This window comes from Herbiconiux oxytropis (assembly GCF_024979315.1).
Lineage (GTDB): Bacteria > Actinomycetota > Actinomycetes > Actinomycetales > Microbacteriaceae > Herbiconiux > Herbiconiux oxytropis.
The window spans coordinates 502,537-518,850 of record NZ_JANLCK010000003.1; the positions used below are offsets into that span (position 1 = coordinate 502,537).

Here is a 16,314-nt window from a genome sequence, read left to right on the forward strand (position 1 = left end):
CGTCGCCTCACTCGGTGCTGATCAGTGTGACGAGCACGGTCGACCCGGACAATGTTTCATGCGACACACTTGTGCCGAGAGGATGTGTATGGTGACATCACTTCATGCAGAGCGAACTCGTGGTGTGGCTGGGCAGGCTGCGGGAGTTGAGCTCGATCGCGGGTGCCGGACTGCCGCTCGAGGAGTCTCTGCGACTGGTCGCCGGCACTGCGCGGGAGCTGCTCGGCTTCGACTTCTGCGGCGTGCTCATCCCGGATGCCGATGCCACAGCGCTCGTGATCGCGGGCTGGAGCGGGCTGTCGCGCAGCTACGTCGACAGCGTGAACACCTCGAGTCCGGTCGTGCTCGGCGGCACGGCGCCCTCCAGCAGGGCCTTCTTCAGCGGGGAGCCGGTGGCGGTCGCCGACATCGAGACCGAGAGCGGCTTCGAGCCGTGGGGCGGAGTGGCCCTCGAGCAGGGTTATCACTCGATGATCAGCGTTCCCCTGCGGGCCGCGGGCCGGGTGCTCGGCACCCTGAACGGCTACCACACGGCGACGCGGGAGTACTCGGCTGCCGAGACGGAACGGCTCAGCCTGCTGGCCGGCTACGCCGCCTCGGCCCTGCACTCCGCCTCCCTCCTCGACGAGCTGCGCGAGGCGAACGATTCGCTCGTCGTGCAGCGCGACCTGCTGACCCGCTCGGAGGAGATCCACCGCCGTCTGCTCCGGGTGTCCCTGGAGTCCGGGGGGATCGACGGCGTGGTCGACACGCTCAGCGAACTCATCGACCGGCCCGTCACGATGCTCGACCCGCGCGGTGAGGTGCTGGCCGCCGCGCGCGAGATCGGGCGCCCCGAGCAGGAGGACGCGGGCCGGGAGGTCAGGCTGGGCGCCGAGGTGGCCGGTCGCCTCGCGATCGGCGGTCTCGCGCCGCTCGATCCGATCGACGCCAGAGCGGTCGATCACGCCGCCGTGGTGATCGCCCTGGAGCTGCTGCGACTGCGCGCCGCGCTCGAGACGGAGTACCGCATCCAGGGCGAGCTGCTCGGCGACGTGCTGCTGTTCGGCGTGAGCGAGCAGGCGGAGCGGCGCGCGCGGGCGCTCGGTCACGATCTGGCTGCTCTGCGGCTCGCGGTCGTCGCCGAGGTGCCGGGGGGCGATCCGGGTGCCGAGCACCGGCGCGCGCTCGCCGGCCTGTCGGCGCTGTCGGCCGTGCGTGCTCCGGCGGGCTCGGGGCGCGGGGTGAAGCCGCTCGTCGCCGAGCATCAGGGGCTGCTCGTGGCGCTGTGGCCCGTCGATGCGAGCGAGGGCGACGCTTCGCGAGCGGAGGAGCTGGCGGCGACTCGCGTGCACGCGGCCCTCCGCGCGGCGTTCCCCGGAGAACCGGTGCTGGTGGCATCGTCCGGAACCGGCCGATCGGATCTCGGCGACGCCCACCGGGTGGCCGCGGGCGCCCTGGGGCTCGCCAGGGCGTCGGGGCGATCCGACGGCGTGATCACCCCGGCGGCCTCGGGCATCCTCGGCGTGCTCCTCCAGGTCGACCGGCCGGGTGCGCTCCTGGAGTTCGCGCGGCGCACCCTCGGCCCCGTGCTCGACTACGACCGCCGCCGCGGCAGTGACCTGCTGCAGACGCTGCGCGTGTTCCTCGACAGCGGCGCCGACCGGACCGCGACCGCGACCGCGCTGCACGTGCACCCCAACACCGTGCAGCAGCGACTGCGCCGGATCGAGTCGCTCACCGGCGCCGAGCTGCGGCATCCGTCGGAGCTCATGGCGTTCGCCTCGGCGATCGCCGCGTGGCAGGTCGCCTCGCTCTGAGCTCAGCCGTGCGCGCGGAGGGCCACGTGCACGCTGTGCACCGCGCTCGCGCCTTCGCCGACGGCGGCGGCCACCCGCTTCATGGAGCCGTGCCGCACGTCGCCCGCCGCGAAGACCCCGGGAACGCTCGTCTCGAACGGCAGGGGAGCGCGGCCGAGCAGCCGGTGGCCCTCGAGGGCTGCATCGGTGCCGAGCGAGACGTCGGTCAGGATGAAGCCGTCGCGATCGGTGAGCACGTCACCGGATGCGGGTGCGGATGCGGACGCCGCCGACCCGTCGGCCGCGGGCCGGAGCCACGAGGTGGCCGGCTCGGCCCCGATGAAGCAGAACAGGCCGCTGCACGGTGTCTCGACCGAGTCGCCGCCGACGCGATCGGTGAGCGTGACGGCCCGGAGGGACGCGTCGCCGTGGAGCGCTGTCACCTCGGTGCCGGTGCGGATGGTGACCCGGGGGTGCGCGCGCAGCCGGTCGAGGAGGTAGGACGACATGGTCGACGCGAGGTCGGAGCGGCGGGCCGCGATCGTGACCGTCGCGTTCCGCTCGGCCAGGAAGAGGGCCGCCTGGCCGGAGGAGTTCGCACCGCCGATCACCACGACCGGCTCGGTGCCGCACGAACGGGCCTCGATGTCGGTGGCCGCGTAGAAGATGCCGGCGCCCTCGAACCGGTCCCACTCGGGCAGCGGCAGGGTGCGGTAGTGCGCTCCCGACGCGACGATGACGGCTCGGCTGTGCACGACCGTGCCGTCGTCGAGCACCAGCCCGAGGGGTGCCGAGCCGGTGTCGAGCCGCACGACCCGGCTCGGGCTGTAGACGCGGGCGCCGAACTTCTCGGCCTGCACGGTGGCGCGGGTGGTGAGATCGGCGCCGCTGAGGCCCGAGGGGAATCCGAGGTAGTTCTCGATGCGCGAGCTCGACGCGGCCTGCCCTCCGGTGGCGACCGCCTCGAGCAGCACCGTGTCGAGCCCCTCGGAGGCGCCGTACATCGCCGCGGCGAGGCCCGCGGGCCCGGCGCCGATCACCGCGAGATCGACGACCGTGTCGGATCCGTGGGGCACGGAGAGCCCGACGTGCTCGGCCAGCAGCGCTGGTGTCGCGTGTCGGAGCACCGCATCGGGCAGGATGACCGCGGGCAGCTCCCCGGTGCTCACCCCGGCTCCGCGCAGGAGCGAGCGACCGTCGACGTCGTCGGCGTCGAACCAGGTGTGGGCGAGCTGCTGCCGCGCCGCGAAGGTGCGAAGGGCGAGGGATGTGGAGGAGAACGGCGAGCCGACGATCTGGATCGACCGCGCCCCGCCGAGCAGCTGCAGCCGGTTGCGCCTGGCCATGAACGCGCGGAGCAGGGCGTCGGAGAGGTCGGGCTCGTCCGACATCACCCGCCGGAACGCCTCCGGCGACACGTGCACCACCCGCCCGGCATCGGCGACGCGGCCGGAGACGAAGGTGCGCTCACCCGTGAGGAGGTTCAGCTCGCCGATGAACTCGCCTCGGCCGTAGCGGGCGAGCACCTCGGAGTCGGCGTCGAGGGTCGCGGCCCGCACGAGGTCGACCGTGGCGGTGAGCAGCACGATCAGGTCGGGGGCGGTGTCTCCGGCCTCGAACACCAGTTCTCCCGCAGCGACGTCCCTCGGCGAACCGTAGCCGGCCAGCCGTTCGAGCAGGTCGTCGGCGAGCACCGGATGGGCTGCCGCAGCGAGCCGGTCGTCGTCCAGTCGGTCGTCGCTCATGCGCCGATACTAGCCACGGTGCACTCATGGCTCATCCGTCCGCTGTCGCCCTGTCGTCCGACACCGGGACGGGCGTTCTTCCGACGGCCGTCCCTTGAGGGCGGCGGCCCGCAGCGCTAGCCTCGCCCCGAGCGGGCCTCGCACTCGGCCGGCCGCTCGCGACGGAAGGACCACTCGCCATGACCGAATCGATCCACGGGCACCTGGGCCAGCACCACCGCACGACGCTCGAGCACATCGCCACGCACCCCACGACGCACAACCTCGAGTGGCACGACGTGATCGCCCTGCTCGAGGAGGTCGCGGAGGTGCGCGAGGAGCACGACGGCAAGTTCGTGGTGAAGCTCGGCGAGCAGCGCATCGTGCTGACGAAGCCGCGCCACAAGGACGTCGACGAGCAGATGGTGCTCGACCTCCGCCGCCTGTTCACCGAGGCGGGCTATCTGCAGAAGGAGTGACCGGCAGAAGCGCTGATCGGCATGCGCCGCTCAGCGCGCCGCGCGCCGCTCAGCGCGCCGCGCGCCGCATGAGCAGGCCCGCCGACACCGTGGTGGCCAGCACGACCGCCACGAACGACAGCAGCACGGGTGTCGGTGGCTCGATCAGGAGCACCGCCCCGATCACGAGTGCGGGAAGCGCCAGCCCGGCGTAGGCGATGAGGAACATGAGGGCGAGACTCTCGCCCTTCCGCGCCGGATCGGCCACCGCCACCGCTGTCCCGATCGCACCCTTGAACAGCAGTCCCACACCGAGACCCGCGACCACGCCGCCCACGAGGAAGAGCGCGAGCGCGGGCGTGACCGCACCGATCGCGACCCCGACGAGGCCCACGGCGCATCCGATCACCGCCACGGTCAGCTGGATGCGCAGCCGCACCCCGGCCAGCACGATCTGGCCGAGCGCGGCCGCCGCGAACACGGAGAAGGTCGTGGCGCCGGCCAGCAGGTGATCGCCCTGCTGGAAGGTGGTCACGAGGAAGGTCGGCGCGAGCGAGGTGAAGAGGCCGAACACGGCGAAGCCGGAGAACGCCCCGAAGGCGGCGATCACGAATCGGCGGCGCGATCGCGGCGGGATCGAGATGCGCTGCGGGCGCCAGCGGGGAGGGTCGGCCGGGATGTCGACGGTCTCGGGGACGAGCTGCAGCGTGACGGCGGCGAGCAGGAGGATCACGAGGAACACCACGTGCGGCAGCATGAGCGGATCAGGGAGGAGATCGGCGAAGACGCCCCCGATGAGCGGGCCCAGAGCGAGCCCGCCGAGGTTGGCGGCGCCCGAGACCGAGGCGGCCACGATGCTGTTCTCCGTGGGCCTGGCCACCGAGCGGAGCTCGCCGAGGTGCGCGGTGGCCGTGGCGGTGAGGATGCCGATGCTCGCACCGTTCACGAGGCGCGCCACGATGAGCCCCGGCACGTCCGACCAGAACACGAACATCAGCGCGCTGAGGGCCGAGAGCAGCACGGCCACGAGCAGCACCCGGCGCCGGCCCACCCAGTCGCTGACGTGCCCGAAGAGGTAGAGGCTGATCATCACGCCGATCGCGTAGGCCGCGAAGACGATCGTGATGGTGAAGGCGGGGAAGCCGTCGCGCTGCTGGTAGAGCGGGTAGAGGGGTGTGGGCACCGTGGAGTACGCCATCACCAGGAGGAAGGTGACCGCGATGATCCAGAAGCCGGCGGCGTGCCGCACGCGAGGCGCGCTCATCGGGCGAAGGGGAGCGAGGCCGCGAGGCGCCGGCCGTAGTCGGAGATGGCCCTGCCCACCGGGAGCCGTTCGGCGTCGTAGCGGCGCAGCGCCTCGTCGAGCGTCGACTCGTCGAGCAGGTCGGCGAGGAGGAGGGCGTCACCCGCCGCCTTCGCGGCTCCCATGGCCGTGTGCGGTCGCACCATCACCGCGGCGTCGCCGAGCAGGGCGAGCCGCCCCCTGGTCATCCGCGGCGGCACGAAGTCGAAGATGGTCTGGAGGAAGGGCTCGTGCTCGGCCTCGACCGCGGCTGCGAACGGCGGGGGCAGCTCGCGAGCCGCGTCGGCGACGAGCGTGTCGCGGAGGTCGGCCGGCAGCTGGCCGGGGGCGAGCGAGACGCTCTCGGTCGTTCGGCCGGACCGCGTCATGAGCGCCCGGAGCTGTTCGATTGTCAGCGGCCGGTACCAGACCCAGTTGTAGCGCCGATCGCCGCGCTGCACCTCGCCGGCGGGGCCGGGCACCAGGTAGCCGAGCATGTGGGCGGCCGGTCCGTTGAAGAAGGCGAAGCGGTCGAGGAGCGTGTCGGCGGCATCCGCCGGCAGCGAGCGCTCGGGCACGAGCCCCCGCCAGGTGACATAGCCGGCGTAGGAGTTGGCGTGGTGCTCGGGAGCCACGGCGACGCGGGTGACCGACGACAGGCCGTCGGCCCCGATCACGAGATCGAAGCTCTCCCGGCGCCCATCCGCGAACTGCACGAGGGCGTGCTGTTCGGTGGTGTCGACCCGTGCGACGGCGCTCGAGAGCCGGTAGGCCCCGGCCGGCAGCTCCGATCGGAGCACGTCGTAGAGGTGGTCCCAGGAGAGCTGGGTCTGGGGTGAGGGATCCCGGGTGGCGATGCGGCCGTCGCGTGCGAGGGTGATCCGTTCGTGGGCCACGACACCGACACGGGCGGCGTCGTCCCGACCCAGTCGGTGCAGCAGCTCGAACAGCTCCTGCTGGGCCACGAGGCCCGCTCCGCGCCGGGCGAGCCCGTGCACGGAGCGCTCGAAGACGGTCACACGATGCCCCGTCCTGGTCAGCAGCGCGGCGGCGAACAGGCCCCCGATCGATCCGCCCACCACGGCGACGTCGAGCTCGGCGGCCATCTCAGAACCCCCTGTCCCTGTCCATACCCAGACGCTAACCGGGCCACCGGCTCGCGTGATCGGACAGGCGTCGGAACACCGGACGACATCCGTCCGTCCACCGGTAGCAACGGGAGTCGGCATCTGTCGCAACCGGGTGGCCCTGCCCGGAGCTAGCGTGGAGTCACTCCCCACACCCCCGGGGAGAATTCGACAGTCGATGGAGGATCATCATGGGATTCGTGACCACGGACGATGGCGCAGAGATCTACTACAAGGACTGGGGCAGCACCGATGCCCAGCCCATCGTGTTCCACCACGGCTGGCCCCTGTCGTCGGACGACTGGGACGCCCAGATGCTCTTCTTCCTGGGCCACGGCTACCGCGTGATCGCGCACGACCGCCGCGGGCACGGCCGCTCGTCGCAGATCGGCACCGGTCACGACATGGACCACTATGCGAGCGACACGGATGCCGTGGTGCGGCACCTCGACCTGAAGAACGCCGTGCACATCGGCCACTCCACGGGCGGTGGCCAGGTCGCGCGCTACGTCGCGCAGTACGGCGAGCCGCAGGGGCGCGTGGCGAAAGCCGTGCTCGTCTCCTCGGTTCCACCGCTCATGGTGCAGACCGACGCCAACCCCGAGGGCACGCCGGTCTCGGTGTTCGACGGCTTCCGCAGCGCCCTCGCCGCGAACCGCGCCGAGTTCTTCCAGGCCGTCGCCTCCGGCCCCTTCTACGGCTTCAACCGCGAGGGCGTGACCCCCTCTGAGCCCGTGATCGCCAACTGGTGGCGGCAGGGCATGACGGGCAGCGCCCTGGCCCACTACGAGGGCATCAAGGCCTTCTCCGAGACCGACCAGACCGACGACCTGAAGGCGATCTCGGTGCCGGTGCTCGTGACGCAGGGCGACGACGACCAGGTCGTGCCCTACAGGGACGCCGCGCTGAAGCAGCACGAGCTCCTGCAGAACTCGACGCTGAAGATCTACGAGGGCTACCCGCACGGCATGCTCACGACGCACGCCGACGTGATCAACCCCGACCTGCTGGCCTTCATTCAGCAGTAGTCGCGCGCTCAGCCTCCACCGCGGCCGCGACCTGACAGTAGGTGCGCGTAAAGCCGCCGACTTGACACATCTTGTGTCAAGTCGGCGCTTATACGCGCACCTACTGTCAAGTCGGCAGGGCAGGTGCGGCGCGCCCCGAGCCGACCGGCCTCAGTCGCGCCACCACTGGTCGAACGGGGTCACCGGCACGGCACGCTTGTGCCGGGTGAGGAGGAAGCGCTGCTCGATGGCGTCGGCGACCTCATCGTCGACGTCGTGGCCCTCGAGGAAGTCGTCGATGTCGGCGTAGGTGAGCCCGAGGTTCGTCTCGTCGGTCTGGCCGGGATCGTGGTCGAGCAGGTCGGCCGTCGGCGCCTTCTCGTAGAGGCGGGCCGGAGCGCCGAGGTGCGCGAGCAGCGCCTTGCCCTGGCGCTTGGTGAGTCCCGTCAGAGGGGTGATGTCGACCCCGCCGTCGCCGTACTTGGTGAAGAAGCCCGTGACGGCTTCGGCGGCGTGGTCGGTGCCGACCACGAGCAGGTTCCGCTCGCCCGCGAGGGCGTACTGCGCCACCATGCGGGTGCGGGCCTTGACGTTGCCCTTCGTGAAGTCCGACATCTCGCCGCCGGTGGCCTCGGCGAAGTCGCGCGCGGTGCCGTCGACCCCGTTCTGGATGTTCACGACGACGCCCGGCTCGGCGTCGATGAACTGCAGGGCGAGCTGGGCGTCGTCCTCGTCGGCCTGCACCTTGTAGGGCATCCGCACGGTGACGAACTCCGCGGAGGCACCCTCCTCGCGGAGGCGGTCGACCGCGAGCCGGCAGAGCCGTCCGGCGAGCGTGGAGTCCTGGCCGCCGCTGATGGCCAGCACGAGGCCGCGGGCCCCGGTGGCCCGCACGTAGTCGGCGAGGAAGGTCACACGGCGCTCGACCTCGGCGGCCGGATCGATCTCGGGGCGGACGTCGAGCTCATCGATGATGGTCTTCTGCAGATCGCGCATGCCTACAAGTATCGCCGCCCGACCGCATCCGCCAACCCCGTGCTGGCGCTTACGCTTGTCGAGGACCCTGCCGACCACTCCGTCAGCTCCCCGAGACAGGACACCGCATGACACTCACCAGCCGCGAAATCGCACAGTACATCGACCACACGCTCCTGAAGCCCGAGGCCACGAGGGCCGACGTCGAGGCGCTCATCGCCGAGGCCGACGATCTCGGCACCTACTCGATCTGCGTCTCGCCCTCGATGCTCCCGCTCACCCTCCCCGAGGGCTCCGACCTCAAGATCGCCGTGGTCTGCGGCTTCCCGAGCGGCAAGCACCACTCCTCGGTCAAGGCCGCAGAGGCCGCTCTCTCCGCCCAGCAGGGGGCCGACGAGATCGACATGGTCATCGACGTGGGAGCGGCCAAGGAGGGCCGTTTCGACGACGTCGAGGCCGACATCCGTGCCGTCCGCGAGGCCGCTCCGGCCCCCGTCGTGCTCAAGGTCATCATCGAGTCGGCGGCCCTGACCGACGACGAGATCGTGGGCGTCTCGCGCGCCGCCGTGGCCGCCGGTGCCGACTTCGTGAAGACCTCCACGGGCTTCCACCCCGCAGGCGGCGCGAGCGTCGAGGCCGTGGCGCTGATGGCGAAGACGGTCGACGGCAAGCTCGGCGTCAAGGCGTCGGGCGGCATCCGCACGCGGGCGGTCGCGGAGGCGATGATCGCGGCGGGGGCCACGAGGCTCGGTGTCTCCGGATCGCGCCAGGTCGTCTTCGGCGACGAGGCGCCGGGCGCGCCCTCCGGCTACTGAGCGGCGGGGGAGGCCTGCCCGCTCTGCGCCTACTGAGCGGGAGCCGACCCGCCCTGCGGCGTGCGATCCTGCCGGAGCCGCACGAGGTTCGGCAGCGGGCACCAGGCGCCGAGCTGCGGATAGTCGACGGTCACGCCGGTCACGCCGGCCACGCCGCGTTCGCCGAGCGCGAGCGCCCAGTCGATCGCAGCGGGCAGCGGGATCTGGAACAGCGGGACGGGTTCCCCGGCCTGCACGAGTCCGTTCGCGACCGCCGCGGTCTGCGCCCGCTCTGCGCTGCTGTAGACGCACAGCATCTGGCCCGCCTGGGCCGCGAGGGCGTAAGGGCGGGGCTGCTCGGCCGTGCCGCGGTTGATGAACACCCAGTGCTCGAGACCGGCGACCGCCTGCCAGAGCCGGATCTGCGCATCCATGTCGGTCGGTGCGGCCTTGCACGCGGCGTCCAGCCGGTCGAGTTCGGCGAGTACCTCGGGGGAGGGTCCTTGCGGCTGGATGCGGTCGGCGGGCTGGTCGGTCATGCTGGCTCCCTCACGGTCTGACGACTCGCCACGCTACCGCACGGTCGCGGGCGTCGCCGTGGAGGGGAGGCGGATGATCATCCGCTCCGGTCGTCAGGACCGCTGGTCGTCGAGCAGCACCCTCAGCGCCTCGCGGAGCGGGCCGGCGAGTTCCTCGGCGGTCGCCGAGGCCACGGGCTCCACGGCGGCCGAGGTGCGGAGCATGACCACGCCGAGCATGGTGGCGATCGCGAGCTGCGCCTTGAGGAGCACGGGCTGCGTGGCGGGGTCGTCGGGGCTCCAGCCCGAGGCTCCCGCGAGCTTGCGGGTGAAGTGCTCGAGGGTGCGGCGGCGGATTCGATCGGCGTTCTCGTCGCCGGATGACCGCAGCAGCAGGAGGAGCTGGAGGGGATCGTCGCCGTTGGGCGCATTGAGGGCGTGGACGATGAGCCGTTCGATCACCTCGGCGGGCGTCGACGCGCGTGCCTGCGACCGCGTGGCGAGCTCGTCCGAGGTGCGGAGCATGCAGGCTTCGAAGAGGCCGTCCTTCGACACGAAGTAGCGGTTGATGAGCGCGACGTTGACCCCGACGTCGGCGGCGATCTGCCGCACGGTGGTCGCGCGGTAGCCCTCGGTCGCGAAGCGGCGGCGGGCGGCGCGCACGAGCGCCCGCTTGGTCCCCTCGGCGTCGCGGCCGGAGCGGACGATCTCGTCATCGGCGTCGGTCATGTCTGTCTCCCGCCTCCACCCTATCGCGCGGCAGCCGCATGTAAACCGATGTTGACAAGCTGGGGGAGTCGGAGAATACTCGTCAAGTCAGCATCCGCTTACATGTCGAGGAGTCCGATGTCCGTCGCCACCCAGAGCCCCTCCACGGGCTCCGTCCCCGCGCAGAGCGCCGCCGGATCGCCGCGCGGCCGCAGCACCGCGATCATCCTGTTCCTCTCGCTCGGCGGCCTCTCGTTCGCCGTGCTGCAGTCGCTCGTGGCGCCCGCCCTCGGCACGATCGGCGGCGACCTCGGCGTGGCCACCACCGATGCGAGCTGGGTGCTCACCGCCTACCTGCTCTCGGCGTCGGTGCTCACGCCCATCCTGGGCCGCCTCGGCGACATGGTCGGCAAGCGCCGTGTGATCATCGTGGTGCTGGCGCTGCTGCTCGTGGGCACGGTGCTCGCGGCCCTCGCCCCGAACCTCGGCGTGCTCATCGTGGCGCGCATCCTCCAGGGAGCGGCCGGTGCCGTGATGCCGCTGTCGATCGGCATCGTGCGCGACGAGCTGCCGAGGGAGCGCGTGAGTGTGACGATCGGCCTGCTCTCGGCCATCTTCGGCATCGGAGCGGGCATCGGCATCGTGGCCGCCGGTCCGATCGTCGAGGCGCTGTCGTGGCACTGGCTGTTCTGGCTGCCCGCCGTGCTCGTGGCGATCGCCCTGCTCGGCGCGATCTTCGGCATCCCCGAGTCGCCGGTGCGCACACCGGGCCGACTCGACCTGATCGGCACCGCCATCCTCTCCGTCGGGCTCGTCGCCCTGCTGCTCGCCGTGAGCGAGGGGCAGAAGTGGGGCTGGGGCGACGTCAAGACCATCGGCCTGATCGCCCTCGGCGCCGTGGCGCTCGTGGTCTTCGTGCTGGTCGAGCTGCGCGTGAAGGAGCCGCTCATCGACGTGCGGCTCTTCACGCACCGCGGGGTCTGGACCGCCCACGTCGTCGCCCTCGCCTTCGGCTTCGCGATGTTCGGCACCTTCATCCTCGTGCCCACCCTGCTGCAGCTGCCGTCGGTGCTCGGCTACGGGTTCGGGATGTCGGTGACCGGGGCCGGCCTGCTGCTCCTGCCCACCGTGGTGGCGATGGTCGTGTCGGGCGTGGTCGCGGGCGCGCTGATCCGCCGGATCGGGCCGAAGATCCCCATGATCGTCGGCGGTGTCGCGGTGACCGCGGCGTTCCTCATCCCGGCCCTCGGCCACGGCGAGGTCTGGCAGATCGTCGTCTCCGGGGTGCTCACGGGAATCGGCATCGGCATGGCCCTCGCCGCCACCTCGAACGCGATCGTCGAGAGCGTGCCCGCCGCGCAGACGAGCGAGGCGATCAGCGCCAACACCGTCATCCGCACGGTCGGCAGCAGCGTGGGCACCGCCGTCATCGCGGCCCTGCTCGCCTCCGACGTCTCGGCGCAGGGTGCGCCGCTCGACGAGGGGTTCACAGTGGGGTTCTGGGTGTCGGCCGGTGTGGGGGTGCTCGCCGTGCTGGCGGCCCTCCTCGCGCCGTCGCTGCGGGCGCGGCGCCGGGAGGCGCGGGCCGCCGGTGTCGACGACTTCGAGGAGCTCGGGAAGCCCGGGGGCATCTGATCCGGTGCCGGCCTCCGGTCAGGTCGTGGCGAGCTCCGAATCGGCGTCCAACATCTCGGCGAAGGTCGCCACGCGCGCCCGCCCGGCCGCGTCGAGTCCCCTGAGGGGGAGCGGCAGCGACGGGACCGTCGCGAGCCCGAGGTGCTCGGCCAGAGCGGCGGTGACCCGCAGGCTGCCGTGCTCGCGGAAGAGCTGCCAGAGCGGCTCGAGGCGAGCGGATGCGGCGGCCGCCGCCTCGTGGCCGGCCGGGTCGCCGGCGAGCGCACCGCGCGTGATGGCGAGGGCGGGCTCGGGCAGGAGACCCCCGATGACCGAGTACCACGCGTCGCAGCCGGCCTCGAGTCCGGTCACGGCGGCGGCGTCTCCCGACACCCCGATCGTCACGTGCTCGGGCAGGAGCGCCCGGATGCGCTGCACGTGGGCGGCCGCGTCGGCCGGGTCGGCGGGCACCGGAGGGATCTTGATCGACGCGACGTTCGGGAGCGCCGCGATCCGGGCGTAGAGCTCGTCGGTGAAGGTGAAGCGGGTGGTTCCGGGGTTGTCGTAGACCACGAGCGGCACCGAGAGGCCGGCGGTGACGTCGGTGTACAGCCCGAGCACGTCGTCGCCCGTGAGCGGCTGGTACGAGACCGGAGCGAGCAGCACGGCTGCGGCACCCGCCTCCTGAGCGTCGTCGGCGAGGCGCTGCACCTGCGAGGTGCGGAGCGCCCCGATGCCGACCATCACGGGGGTCGCCCCGGCACTCTCCACGGCGGCGCGGGCGACCAGGCGGCGCTCGTCGCGATCGAGGTAGAGGTAGGAGCCCGTGGAGCCGAGCGCGGTGATGGAGTCGACCCCCGCGACGTCGAGTCCGCCCACGAGCCGCTCGAAGGCGGGGAGGTCGACGGTGTCGTCGACCAGTGGCGTGAGCGGAAAAGCGCTGAGTCCTGTGAACATGCCACGATTCTCGCGCATCGGCCGCGCGCTAGAGCTTGACGGAGGTCGCGGCTGGGTCGTGCACGCGCACGGGAGCGATCCAGGATCCCTCGTGCTCGGCCCAGTCGGCGGGGGAGTCGTAGGCGAGACCCCAGCGGTTGAGCAGGCGCGTGGCGAGCTTCAGCACGGCGGTCGGGAACTCGCCCGAGACGTGCAGGGGAGACTTCGCGAGCACGTCGCCGGTGTAGCGGCGCACGGTGAGCACCCAGCGGCTGGCGATCTGCTCCACGAGGGCTTCATCGGCGACCGCGGGGTCGAAGAGCACGATCGGCTGCGTGGCGGTCGGCATCGTCGAGGCCGTGTGCTGCCGTCGTTCGTTCATCACGCCGCCCCCGCTCGTCCCTGCCGACTGGTTAGTCAGTCTAGACACGTCTCGGCGTCCACCGCACGGAGAACTCCGTGCCGAGTGGCCCTCCCCGGCGTGTCGGCTCAGAAGTCGTCGATGTGCAGATGGTTGCAGGTGTCGGGGAAATCGATGAAGTTGACGAACCCGGGCTCGTTGCCGGCGGAGTAGCGGCACTGCGACTGGCCCACCCGGGATCCGTTCGGCATGATCGGGTCGAGCACCGCGATGAGGTTGAGCGAGGCGTCGTTGGCGCCCGTGGTCGGCACCCCGCCCACCGAGGTGAAGTCGACGGCGTGGCCGCCGCCCTGGCGGTAGTGGGCGCTCGCCGTGCCCGCACCCTCGATCTGGCCCGTGCAACGGCGGCTGATGTCGCTCACGCCCGCGCTGCCGAACGCGCGCACGGCCGCCACCATGGCCTGCAGGATCACGACGTCTATGCCGCAGTTCTCCACGCTCTGGCCCTGCGCGATCCAGGCGATCTCGAAGATGTGATCGGGGCTCGAGCCGTGGAACTGGCCGTTCGCGACGTAGCCCATGAGCTCCTCGGCGAGGGCCTGGGCGTCGGCCGACACCGGGCCCACCACCGCGCCGCCCTGATGCGCCGCAGCGGCGGCGGCAGCGGCGGCTGCAGCAGCTGCGGCCGCTGCAGCCGCAACGCCCTCCTGGTACTGCTGCTCGGTGGTGGCGACACTGCTCGTGAGGCTCGCGAGCTGGGCCTGGAGCTCCGCCTCGTGCGCCGACTGCTCCTGCAGAGCGGCCACCATGGCCTGCTGCGCGGCGGCCGCCTCCTCGAGCGCCGCCTGAGCGGCCTCGGCGAGGGTCGTGAGCTCTGCCGTCGCCGTCTCGGCCTGCTCACTGAGCGCGGCGGAGGTGTTGCTGTCCTGCTCGGCCCTGTCGTAGATGCCGTCGACCGCCTGGGTGAGCTGGCCGGCCGAGCTGAGCTGCCCGAGCAGGTCGTCGACCTGGGTGCCGCTGGAGGTGAGCAGCAGCGTCGTGAGGTCGCGACCACCCGAGCGCACGAACTGCGCCGCCACCACCGCGGCCCGCTGCTTCGACTCCGCGGCCCGCGTGGCGGCTGTGGCAGCGCTCGACTGCAGCGCATCCGCCCTCGCCTGGCCCGCGGCCAGCGCTCGGTCGGCCTCGGCGCTCTCGTCGCTGCGCTGCACCATGAGCTGCCGGGCCGCCTCGGCGCGGGTCTGCAGGTCGGCGATGACCGCGGTGATCTCGTCGACCTCCGCCTGCTTCGCGCTCTCGCTCGAGCGGGCGGCGAGCACGTCGTCCCAACTCGGGTAGTCGGCGGCGCGCGCGGGAGCCGCGGGGGCGCCCAGCACGGCGGTGGCGGCGAGGGCGATCGTGACGAGGGCGGTGAGAGCGTATCGGGACGGCACAGCACATCTAAACCCCTCGGCCGTGCTCCGGCACGCATCCGCGGTCGGCAATTCGCGGATCGTTTACAGTGGGCAACGATCGGCGGCCTGGGAGCGGCGTGGGTGGCGGTAGGGTCGGCGGCATGCGCGATGGAGAAGACAGCCCGGGGCGGTTCGGACGGTCGGCGACGGTGGAGGTGGACCCTCGGCGGGTCGGGACGGTCGACGTCACCTACCGGCCCCGCTCGGATGCGCAGGCCGACCCCGGGGAGGTCGTGTGGACCTGGGTGCCCTACGAGGAGAACGACGGGCGCGGGAAGGATAGGCCTGTGCTGATCGTGGCTCGGGCCGGCGGGGCGCTGCTGGGGGTGGCGTTGACCTCCAAGCCGCATGATCGTGGGGAGTTCGTGGCGGTGGGGGCCGGGGGATGGGATGGGTCCGGTCGACCTAGCTGGGCGGGGGTCGGAAGGGTTTTTCGGGTGCAGGCGGCGGGGGTTCGGCGGGTTTCGGTGGCTGTGGATGCTTCGGTGTTCTCGCGGGTGTCTGGGGATCTGGTGGGGCGGTATGGGTGGGGGGTTCGGCGGTCTTTGGTGCGGAGGGTCGTGGGGGCGTTGTTCGGGCGGTGAGGGGCGACGGATCGGGGTGCTTCGGCTTGCTCGGGGTGGGTCGGCCTGTTCGGGGTGCGTCGGTCTGCTCGGGGTGGGGCTGGTGCGGTGCGGGTCTTCCGGTGGAGTCATGTCCCGCGTCGGCTGCGCCGACGCCTGCCAGGCCCACCAATGCCTCCACCGGAAGACCCGCACCGCACCAGCCCCGGTTGTGCGCGCGTGTGGGCTTTGCCCACCGCACCTAGGGGGTGCTGGGTGGGCCCGGCATGAGGGTGGGTGTCAGAGGGTGTCCAGGGGGTTGGCGGTGAGGCGGGAGGGGAGGCCTGAGGCAAGGGCCGCGGCGGGGGAGGTTGTGGGCTTGCGGGTGGCTTGAGCGGTGAAGCAGGTGAGGAAGTCGGTGGGGAGGGTGAGGCGGGGGTAGGCCCTCAGGACCGCCTGGAGGTGGGGGGTGGGCCAGCGGTGCGGGGCGCGGCCCGAGATGTCGAGGCCCGTGGACTCGCAGAGGAGGTGGCCCTCGGGGTCGAGGGCGGGGTCGACCGTGTCGGCCATGTGGGCCACGATAATGGCGGCGGTGCGGGCGCGGCGGGACCGTGGCCAGCCGGCCGCCGTTGTGAAGACCTCGGCCACGTCGCCGCCCGAGACCTCGAACGTGGTGGTGGGGTGGTCGAAGGCGTCGGCCAGGCCGATGTCGTGCAGCATCGAGGCCACGAAGAGCAGCTCGTCGTCGAAGGGGAGACCGGTGGTGCGGCCGAGCTCCGCGGCGAAGAGGTACGAGCGGATGCAGTGGTTGACCAGGGAGGGCGAGTGATACTCGCGGGCGACCTCGAGGGCGGCGAGGGCGGCCGGCGTCGTGGGGAGGGCGAGGCCTGCTTCGGGGTTCTCCATGGGGACATTGTGGAGGCGAGACGCGGCGAAGGTGGGCGGACCGGGCGTCGAGCGCGGCATCCGTCTCTTTGTGAGCGGAATGTGGCAGTCGGTCGACGCCCGGCCGGCAGCCCGGGGCAGCGGGCGGGGG

The 16,314-nt window shown here is 72.0% G+C and carries 16 protein-coding genes; 6 read left to right on the forward strand and 10 right to left on the reverse strand.

Annotated features, from left to right (window positions below):
* The first annotated feature begins 104 nt into the window (after positions 1-104).
* On the forward strand, positions 105-1,799 hold the full coding sequence (locus tag N1028_RS08205) for a helix-turn-helix domain-containing protein (RefSeq protein WP_259526466.1): 1,695 nt from the start codon (positions 105-107) through the stop codon (positions 1,797-1,799).
* Between the two features lie 2 nt (positions 1,800-1,801).
* Here N1028_RS08205 and N1028_RS08210 read toward each other — a convergent pair whose 3' ends face one another.
* Positions 1,802-3,523 carry an FAD-dependent oxidoreductase gene (locus tag N1028_RS08210; RefSeq protein ID WP_259526467.1) on the reverse strand — a complete coding sequence of 574 codons (1,722 nt, stop codon included), beginning with the start codon at positions 3,521-3,523 and terminating at the stop codon, positions 1,802-1,804.
* A 179-nt stretch (positions 3,524-3,702) separates the two neighbouring features.
* Here N1028_RS08210 and N1028_RS08215 point away from each other — a divergent pair, with 179 nt between their 5' ends.
* A complete protein-coding gene (locus tag N1028_RS08215) occupies positions 3,703-3,981 on the forward strand; it encodes a hypothetical protein (RefSeq protein ID WP_259526469.1) in 279 nt (92 codons plus the stop codon).
* A gap of 49 nt (positions 3,982-4,030) precedes the next feature.
* Here the strand turns inward: N1028_RS08215 and N1028_RS08220 are convergent, their stop codons facing one another.
* On the reverse strand, positions 4,031-5,224 hold the full coding sequence (locus N1028_RS08220; RefSeq protein WP_259526470.1) for an MFS transporter: 1,194 nt from the start codon (positions 5,222-5,224) through the stop codon (positions 4,031-4,033).
* Entirely contained in the window at positions 5,221-6,348 is a 1,128-nt protein-coding gene (locus N1028_RS08225; protein WP_259526471.1) for an FAD binding domain-containing protein, read from the reverse strand. The genes N1028_RS08220 and N1028_RS08225 overlap by 4 nt, the downstream gene beginning before the upstream one ends.
* Before the next feature lie 212 nt (positions 6,349-6,560).
* On the opposite strand from N1028_RS08225, the gene N1028_RS08230 reads away from it, so the two are divergent.
* Positions 6,561-7,397 (forward strand): alpha/beta fold hydrolase, encoded by an 837-nt coding sequence (locus tag N1028_RS08230; protein WP_259526472.1) that lies wholly within the window; start codon positions 6,561-6,563, stop codon positions 7,395-7,397.
* 150 nt (positions 7,398-7,547) lie between these two features.
* Here the strand turns inward: N1028_RS08230 and nadE are convergent, their stop codons facing one another.
* The gene (gene nadE / locus N1028_RS08235; RefSeq protein ID WP_259526473.1) at positions 7,548-8,372 is read right to left on the reverse strand and encodes an NAD(+) synthase; all 825 of its coding nucleotides are present in this window, start codon (positions 8,370-8,372) and stop codon (positions 7,548-7,550) included.
* A 107-nt stretch (positions 8,373-8,479) separates the two neighbouring features.
* On the opposite strand from nadE, the gene deoC reads away from it, so the two are divergent.
* A complete protein-coding gene (gene deoC / locus N1028_RS08240; RefSeq protein ID WP_259526474.1) occupies positions 8,480-9,166 on the forward strand; it encodes a deoxyribose-phosphate aldolase in 687 nt (228 codons plus the stop codon).
* A 29-nt stretch (positions 9,167-9,195) separates the two neighbouring features.
* Here deoC and N1028_RS08245 read toward each other — a convergent pair whose 3' ends face one another.
* Both N1028_RS08245 and N1028_RS08250 read right to left on the reverse strand, forming a co-directional pair.
* Positions 9,196-9,684, reverse strand: coding sequence for a hypothetical protein (locus N1028_RS08245; RefSeq protein ID WP_259526475.1), 489 nt, complete (start codon positions 9,682-9,684; stop codon positions 9,196-9,198).
* Between the two features lie 93 nt (positions 9,685-9,777).
* Positions 9,778-10,392 (reverse strand): TetR/AcrR family transcriptional regulator, encoded by a 615-nt coding sequence (locus N1028_RS08250; protein WP_259526476.1) that lies wholly within the window; start codon positions 10,390-10,392, stop codon positions 9,778-9,780.
* Between the two features lie 117 nt (positions 10,393-10,509).
* On the opposite strand from N1028_RS08250, the gene N1028_RS08255 reads away from it, so the two are divergent.
* Complete coding sequence (locus tag N1028_RS08255; RefSeq protein ID WP_259526477.1) at positions 10,510-12,006, forward strand: MFS transporter; 1,497 nt, start codon at positions 10,510-10,512, stop codon at positions 12,004-12,006.
* Between the two features lie 18 nt (positions 12,007-12,024).
* Here N1028_RS08255 and N1028_RS08260 read toward each other — a convergent pair whose 3' ends face one another.
* The 3 genes from N1028_RS08260 to N1028_RS08270 all read right to left on the reverse strand — a co-directional run bounded on the left by N1028_RS08260 (position 12,025) and on the right by N1028_RS08270 (position 14,715).
* A complete protein-coding gene (locus N1028_RS08260; RefSeq protein ID WP_259526478.1) occupies positions 12,025-12,942 on the reverse strand; it encodes a dihydrodipicolinate synthase family protein in 918 nt (305 codons plus the stop codon).
* Positions 12,943-12,970: 28 nt separating this feature from the next.
* On the reverse strand, positions 12,971-13,303 hold the full coding sequence (locus N1028_RS08265; protein ID WP_259526479.1) for a hypothetical protein: 333 nt from the start codon (positions 13,301-13,303) through the stop codon (positions 12,971-12,973).
* Between the two features lie 107 nt (positions 13,304-13,410).
* Positions 13,411-14,715 carry a coiled-coil domain-containing protein gene (locus tag N1028_RS08270; RefSeq protein ID WP_259526480.1) on the reverse strand — a complete coding sequence of 435 codons (1,305 nt, stop codon included), beginning with the start codon at positions 14,713-14,715 and terminating at the stop codon, positions 13,411-13,413.
* Positions 14,716-14,837: 122 nt separating this feature from the next.
* Here N1028_RS08270 and N1028_RS08275 point away from each other — a divergent pair, with 122 nt between their 5' ends.
* Positions 14,838-15,320, forward strand: coding sequence for a type II toxin-antitoxin system PemK/MazF family toxin (locus N1028_RS08275; RefSeq protein WP_259526481.1), 483 nt, complete (start codon positions 14,838-14,840; stop codon positions 15,318-15,320).
* Positions 15,321-15,578: 258 nt separating this feature from the next.
* On the opposite strand, the gene N1028_RS08280 is transcribed toward N1028_RS08275, so the two are convergent.
* Positions 15,579-16,184, reverse strand: coding sequence for an HD domain-containing protein (locus N1028_RS08280; RefSeq protein ID WP_259526482.1), 606 nt, complete (start codon positions 16,182-16,184; stop codon positions 15,579-15,581).
* Between the last annotated feature and the right edge of the window lie 130 nt (positions 16,185-16,314).